The 7,101-nt window shown below is 42.5% G+C and carries 6 protein-coding genes; 4 read left to right on the forward strand and 2 right to left on the reverse strand.

Annotation, left to right across the window (positions count from 1 at the left end; translation table 11 throughout):
- Positions 1–60: 60 nt before the first annotated feature.
- On the reverse strand, positions 61–1,212 hold the full coding sequence (gene yiaY, locus Xsto_RS02930) for an L-threonine dehydrogenase (protein ID WP_099124049.1): 1,152 nt from the start codon (positions 1,210–1,212) through the stop codon (positions 61–63).
- Between the two features lie 178 nt (positions 1,213–1,390).
- Between yiaY and Xsto_RS02935 the strand changes: the two genes are divergently transcribed.
- Complete coding sequence (locus Xsto_RS02935; RefSeq protein WP_141554485.1) at positions 1,391–1,939, forward strand: YbaK/prolyl-tRNA synthetase associated domain-containing protein; 549 nt, start codon at positions 1,391–1,393, stop codon at positions 1,937–1,939.
- 52 nt (positions 1,940–1,991) lie between these two features.
- Positions 1,992–2,120, forward strand: a complete 129-nt coding sequence (locus tag Xsto_RS22450) for a hypothetical protein (RefSeq protein ID WP_255398518.1) — start codon at positions 1,992–1,994, stop codon at positions 2,118–2,120.
- 101 nt (positions 2,121–2,221) lie between these two features.
- Here the strand turns inward: Xsto_RS22450 and gndA are convergent, their stop codons facing one another.
- Positions 2,222–3,628 (reverse strand): NADP-dependent phosphogluconate dehydrogenase, encoded by a 1,407-nt coding sequence (gene gndA, locus Xsto_RS02940; protein ID WP_099110658.1) that lies wholly within the window; start codon positions 3,626–3,628, stop codon positions 2,222–2,224.
- A gap of 278 nt (positions 3,629–3,906) precedes the next feature.
- On the opposite strand from gndA, the gene Xsto_RS02945 reads away from it, so the two are divergent.
- Both Xsto_RS02945 and Xsto_RS02950 read left to right on the forward strand, forming a co-directional pair.
- Positions 3,907–5,487: a TerC family protein gene (locus Xsto_RS02945; RefSeq protein ID WP_099110657.1), complete on the forward strand. Its 1,581-nt coding sequence runs from the start codon at positions 3,907–3,909 to the stop codon at positions 5,485–5,487.
- Between the two features lie 177 nt (positions 5,488–5,664).
- A partial coding sequence (locus Xsto_RS02950; protein WP_099124050.1) for a phage tail protein occupies positions 5,665–7,101 on the forward strand: 1,437 nt, incomplete at its 3' end.

A 7,101-nucleotide genomic window follows, 5' to 3' on the forward strand; every position in this document is an offset into this window, starting at 1 on the left:
ACAGCAACCGAATAAAACGAAGTGGCATTTTATGACTAAGGCCTATCTCTAGCTGGATAGCTACATAGCCTCTTCGAAAATGGCCACAATCTCTTCATGTGATGCCTGAATTGGGTTAGTGAACCCACAAGCATCTTTTAGTGCATTAGATGACAATACAGGCAAATCTTCCACTTTGACGTTCAATTCAGTTAATCCCGCTGGAATATTGACATCTTTTGCTAATCGGCGGATTTCCCGAATACAGGCTTCCGCGCCTTCCTGGTCAGAAACATTCTCGACATTTACTCCCATCGCAGCTGCAATATCTTTCAGGCGGGGTGCTGCAACTTTTGCATTAAAGCGCTGTACATGGGGCAACAAAACTGCATTACAGACACCATGTGGTAAATCATAGAAACCACCCAACTGGTGAGCCATCGCGTGAACATACCCCAAAGAGGCATTATTGAATGCCATACCCGCTAAAAATTGGGCATAAGCCATATTTTCCCGTGCTTCCACATCACTGCCATTTTCAACAGCACGACGTAAATAACTGCTGATCATTTCCACCGCTTTCAACGCACAGGCATCAGTAATAGGGTTGGCCGCCGTAGATACATAAGCTTCAACTGCATGAGTCAGCGCATCCATCCCTGTCGCTGCGGTCAGCCCTTTCGGCATACCAATCATCAGAGAAGGGTCATTCACGGATAAAATAGGCGTCACGTTTTTATCCACAATCGCCATTTTGATGTGGCGCTCTACGTCCGTGATAATACAAAAACGTGTCATTTCAGAAGCTGTACCTGCTGTGGTATTGATCGCTATCAACGGCAACTGAGGTTTTGCAGAAACATCAACTCCTTCATAATCGCGGATATCTCCGCCATTTGCCGCAACCAATGCAATACCTTTAGCACAGTCATGCGGCGAACCACCCCCCAGCGAAATCACAAAATCGCAACTATGCTGATGCAAAATCTCCAACCCTTCTTCAACATTAATCGTAGTTGGGTTAGGATTCGTTCCATCATAAAGCGCACTTTTTATCCCTATATTAGTCAATAAATTCTGAACTTTCCCAACAACACCAATCTCGTTCAGTACTCGGTCAGTAACAATCAACGCCCGTTTGTAACCATAAGTTTTTGCTAACTGAATGGCCTCATTCAGACATCCTTCACCGATTTTATTCACTGGTGGGATAAAGAAAGTTGATATTGCCATTAGGAACTCCTTAGGTTTTACTGAGGTATCTCAAATATTGAATAAGAGAAGTGATTTATAATTTCTCACTTATCCACGTCAGTTATTTTGACTCAAATCAACCATCACAAGTGTAGGAATAAAAAATAAACGGAAATTCACTAAACTTCAAAAGGATAAAAATTTATTTAATAATCAGATGAATACAATTAAAAATATTCAGGATCAGGAGAGCATTTTGTTAAAAAATGATATTTTTGAACACCTTACTACCTTACTTGATACTAACCATGCCCGTTATCGGGTGATGGAACATGCTACTGGCGGGAAATCAGAAGAAGTCGCAAAAATACGTGGGACACAGTTAGGTCAGGGGGCAAAAGCTTTAGTCTGCCATGTTAAGGGAAATAATTATCGTCAATATATTCTGGCAATCTTACCTGCCGATCAGCAGGCTGATCTGGCAGTTCTGGCCAAGCAGGCAGGTGGCAACAGAGCATCACTGGCAAGCCCGAAAGAGGTTTCAGAATTAACTCGCTGTGTTTTTGGTGCCATTCCCCCCTTTAGTTTTCACCCTGATTTAAAGCTGATTGCCGACCCACTTTTATTCGAACGTTATGATGAATTGGCATTTAACGCTGGCAGCCTGGAACGATCAATCATTTTAAATACTGAAGATTACCGCCGTATCGCTATGCCTGAGCTAATTGCATTTCGCAAAGTGATTAATCAGCCAGACTTAACCTAGGTAAAATTCACGTTCTGCTATAATTCAACCAGACAAGATGAGTAATTATCCTATGAATAAATTGTTTATTTTGATAATGCTTGGTCTGGTTATTATTACCTGCATCATATTACTGAACAATATGCTTGATGCTCATCTCGATCATTGGATGGAGCATGTTGCCCACTGGCTGTTAAAATAGCAATCATTTCCCTGAATTTACTACTAGGAAATTACCTGTAAAAAAGGTGCTGAATAGTTCAGCACCTTTTTGAATAATAATCGTTAAATATTAACTTTCTATTATTCTAACCACTCGGTATGGAATACACCTTCTTTATCAGTGCGTTTGTAGGTATGCGCACCAAAATAGTCACGCTGTGCCTGAATCAGGTTGGCTGGCAGGACTGCGGAACGGTAGCTGTCATAATAAGAGATGGCAGCAGAGAATGTTGGAGTTGGAATACCATTCTGTACGCCATAAGAAACGACATCGCGCAGAGCTTGTTGGTATTCATCAGCAATTTGTTTGAAATAAGGTGCCAGCAATAGGTTAGCAATAGCCGGATTTTCGTTGTAAGCATCCGTGATTTTTTGCAGGAACTGAGCACGGATAATACAACCCGCACGGAAGATCTTAGCGATCTCGCCATAATTCAGATCCCAATTGTATTCATCGGAAGAGGCTTTCAGCTGTTGGAAGCCTTGCGCATAAGAAACAATTTTGCCTAAGTACAACGCACGACGGACTTTTTCAATAAATTCCGCTTTATCACCTGCAAATGGCTGCGTTTCTGGGCCTGACAGAACTTTAGATGCGGCAACACGCTGATCTTTCAGTGAAGAAATGTAACGTGCGAAAACTGATTCAGTAATCAACGTTACCGGAACACCCAAATCAAGAGAACTTTGGCTGGTCCATTTACCGGTTCCTTTATTGGCGGCTTCATCCAGAATGACATCAACCAGATATTTACCTTCTTCATCTTTCTTACGGAAGATATCAGCAGTAATTTCGATCAGATAACTACTCAGTTCGCCTTCATTCCAGCCACTGAATACTTCTGCCAGTTCCTGATTACTCAGGTTCAGTGAATGTTTCAGTAAAGAGTAAGCCTCAGCAATCAACTGCATATCGCCATATTCAATGCCATTGTGAACCATTTTCACATAGTGACCAGCACCATCAGCACCAATATAAGTCACACAAGGTTCACCATCCACCTGAGCAGCAATCTCTTTCAGAATCGGCGCAACCAGCTCATAGGCTTCTTTCTGCCCACCCGGCATAATTGAAGGGCCTTTCAATGCACCTTCTTCACCACCAGAAACCCCTGTACCGATGAAATTAAAACCTTGTGCAGATAATTCACGGTTACGGCGGATAGTATCCTGAAAATAGGTATTGCCGCCATCAATCAGAATGTCACCCTTATCCAAGTGTGGCGTCAGAGATGCAATAGTTTTATCCGTAGCTTCACCGGCCTTAACCATCAACAGGATACGACGCGGTTTTTCCAGTGAATCGACAAACTCTTCAATGGAATAACTTGGAACTAATTTTTTCCCTGGATTTTCAGCGATAACTTCATCAGTTTTATCACTGGAGCGGTTGAAGATAGATACAGAGTAGCCACGGCTTTCAATATTCAACGCCAGATTGCGACCCATAACCGCCATACCGACAACACCGATCTGTTGTTTGGACATGAATAACTCCCGTCTGATAATGACTGCTATCTACCAAAATGTTGCACATGTAACAATGTTGAGTACAACAAAATATAGTAGACAATTTGTTAATGAGATCACATGTTAACTCATGAATGGGCATTGGGGGTAGTTATTGATGCAATCGATATCGTCATACTGTTTTTTTGCTGAAAAAATTTCCAGCCGCAATAAATCATCTATTGATATTTTGACAGTCAATCCTCATTATTCAGGAGTCGGCACACGCCGTCACACTAAAAGGTAAAATAAACTGTATGGAATGGATCGCTGATCCGACGATATGGGCAGGTCTGGCCACTCTTATCGTTTTAGAAATTGTTCTGGGCATTGACAACTTAATATTTATTGCCATTCTGGCAGATAAACTACCAGAAAAGCAAAGGGATAAGGCAAGACTAACCGGCTTATCCTGTGCTCTGTTAATGCGGCTTATCCTCTTATTCAGCCTCTCCTGGCTTGTCTCCCTGACAGCGCCATTGCTGACTCTGTGGGGTCATTCATTCAGCGCCCGCGATTCAATTATGCTGATTGGGGGAATATTCCTGCTTTTTAAAGCAACAATGGAACTGAATGAACGGCTGGAAGGAAAAAATCTGCATACCAATCAACAGCGTAAAGGAGCAAGTTTCTGGGCAGTAGTTGTACAGATTATTGTTCTGGATGCGGTTTTCTCACTGGACTCCGTGATTACTGCTGTCGGTATGGTTGATCACATTGGTATCATGATCGCTGCTGTTATTATTGCTATGATCCTGATGATATGGGCCAGTAAACCACTGACAAAGTTTGTCAACGCTCACCCGACCATAGTGATATTGTGTCTCAGCTTCCTGTTAATGATCGGCTTCAGTCTGGTTGCAGAAGGCTTTGGTTATCGTATTCCCAAAGGCTACCTTTACGCCGCCATTGGCTTCTCTATTATAATTGAAGCACTGAATCAATTTGCACAGTTCAACCGCCGAAAATTTCTGAGTGCTTCCCGTTCATTACGTGAAAGAACGGCAGAAGCGGTTCTGCATATTTTAAATGGTAAGCGTGAAAGAGCGAATCTGGATGATCATGCATCTAATTTGATTGCAGATCATGAAGAGCACAAAGAAGTCTTTGAACCACAGGAACGGCAAATGATTGCCCGTGTTCTTAGCCTTGCACAACGCACTGTCAGCAGCATCATGACTTCACGCCATGATGTCGTTTACCTTGATGTTCATTCACCCATGGACAAACTGGCTGTACTACTGAAACAAAAACCGCATACCCGGATTGTGGTTACAGATGAAAAAACCAGTGATGAACCACTGGGCGTCGTGCATGTGATCGATATTCTTAATCAACAGCTTACTCATCATCCCTTCGATTTGCGTCAGTTAGTACAGCAGCCATTAATTTTTCCTGAGTCTCTTTCCTTACTTCAGGCATTAGAGCAATTCCGTCAGGCTCAAACGCATTTTGCCTTTGTTGTTGATGAGTTCGGCTCTGTTGAAGGTATCGTTACGGTCACAGACGTAGTAGAAACGATTACAGGAAACTTACCGGTAGGTAGTGGTGAAATTGATGCCCGCCACGATATTCAGGTTACAGAAGAAGGGGACTGGATTGCTAATGGTTTTATGCCATTGGATGACTTGGTACTTTACGTTCCGCTACCGCTGGATGAGAAACGTGAATATCAGACACTGGCTGGCTTATTGATGGAGCATCTACAACATATTCCACAACTGGGCGAACAGCTAAAGATCGGTGATTATCTTTTTGAACCGATGGAAATCACTAGCCACCGCATCAATAAAGTGAAAATCACATCGCTGAAAGTGGAAAAAGAAATGGTCGAATAATCTATTAAATAGAGATATGACTTACTAAAAAACCGGCATAATGTCGGTTTTTTTAGTTCTGACAAATTTTATTATATCGATTTAATGTGAATTTTCAGATAATTAAGCCTTAAAATCTTACGTATGCAATTGTATGTCTTACTTCATTGACTTGTCATTCATAAATATGGGGGTTACATGAGTAATAAATATTTTGCATTATTGACGGATTCAGGCGCCAATAAACTGGAAAATGCAGCAACCTCAGGAAATAAGCTTGAAATCACGCATATGGCTGTTGGTGATGGGCATTTACCAACACCTCATGCCAATCAAAGCCAATTAATAAATGAAAAGCATCGTGCAGAAATTGACCGGCTATTCATCGATCCCAATAACCCTAACCAAATTATTGTTGAGCAGATAATTCCGGAAACTGAGGGTAACTGGTGGATCCGAGAAATAGGCCTGTTTGATGAAGATAATACGCTAATCGCTGTCGGAAACTGTGCTGCTCTGTACAAATCACAAATGCAGGAACAAACAGTTCGCATGGTTTTACCTATTGGTGATAGAAATTTAACTGGCTGGATAGCAGAACTAATTTCTGGCCTCGCCACTCGTAGTTATGTCAGAGGGAAAATTAGAGATCATGCAGAAAGTCGTAATCATCCCGATGCCACATTAAAAAATAAAGGTTTTGTCATTCTAAGTAATGCTGTAGACAGTAATAGCGAAGCTCACGCAGCTACATCCAAAGCTGTGAAATCCACCCATGAATTAGCCCAGAAAGCCTATAATTTAGCTGACCAAGTTAATGCCATGAATAAATGGGTTCCGCTAACCCGTAAGATCAACCATAAAGAGCTGGTCAATGATATCAATCTAAACGCAGCGGACGTAGATGCCTATAACAAAGCCGAGACCGATGCGCTGATTTCACCCATTCAGCAGGACGTCGCACAGGCAATGAAACTGGCAGATACCGCTAACCAAAATGCTACCAGCGCCATCAACAATGCGGAAAGCAAAGTCCCGTTAACCCGTAAAATTAATGATAAAGAGCTGGTCAATGATATCCGCCTGATCGCAGCGGACGTGGATGCCTATAACAAGACTGAAACCGATGCGCTGATTTCACCCGTTAAGCAGGACGTCGTGCAGGCAATGAAACTGGCAGATACCGCCAATCAAAATGCCACCAGCGCCATCAACAATGCGGAAAGCAAAGTCCCGTTAACCCGTAAAATTAATGATAAAGAGCTGGTCAATGATATCCGCCTGATCGCAGCGGACGTAGATGCCTATAACAAGACTGAAACCGATGCGCTGATTTCACCCGTTAAGCAGGACGTCGTGCAGGCAATGAAACTGGCGGATACCGCCATCAAGGAGGCAGAAAACAAAGTTCCGCTAACCCGTAAGATCAACCATAAAGAGCTGGTCAATGATATCAATCTAAACGCGGCGGATGTGGATGCTTATAACAAGACTGAAACCGATGCGCTGATTTCATCCATTCAGCAGGACGTCGCACAGGCAATGAAACTGGCAGATACCGCCAATCAAAACGCCACCAGCGCCATCAACAATGCGGAAAGCAAAGTCCCGTTAACCCGTAAAATTAATGATAAA

This window comes from Xenorhabdus stockiae, from assembly GCF_002632825.1.
In the GTDB taxonomy this organism is placed as follows: Bacteria; Pseudomonadota; Gammaproteobacteria; order Enterobacterales; family Enterobacteriaceae; genus Xenorhabdus; species Xenorhabdus stockiae.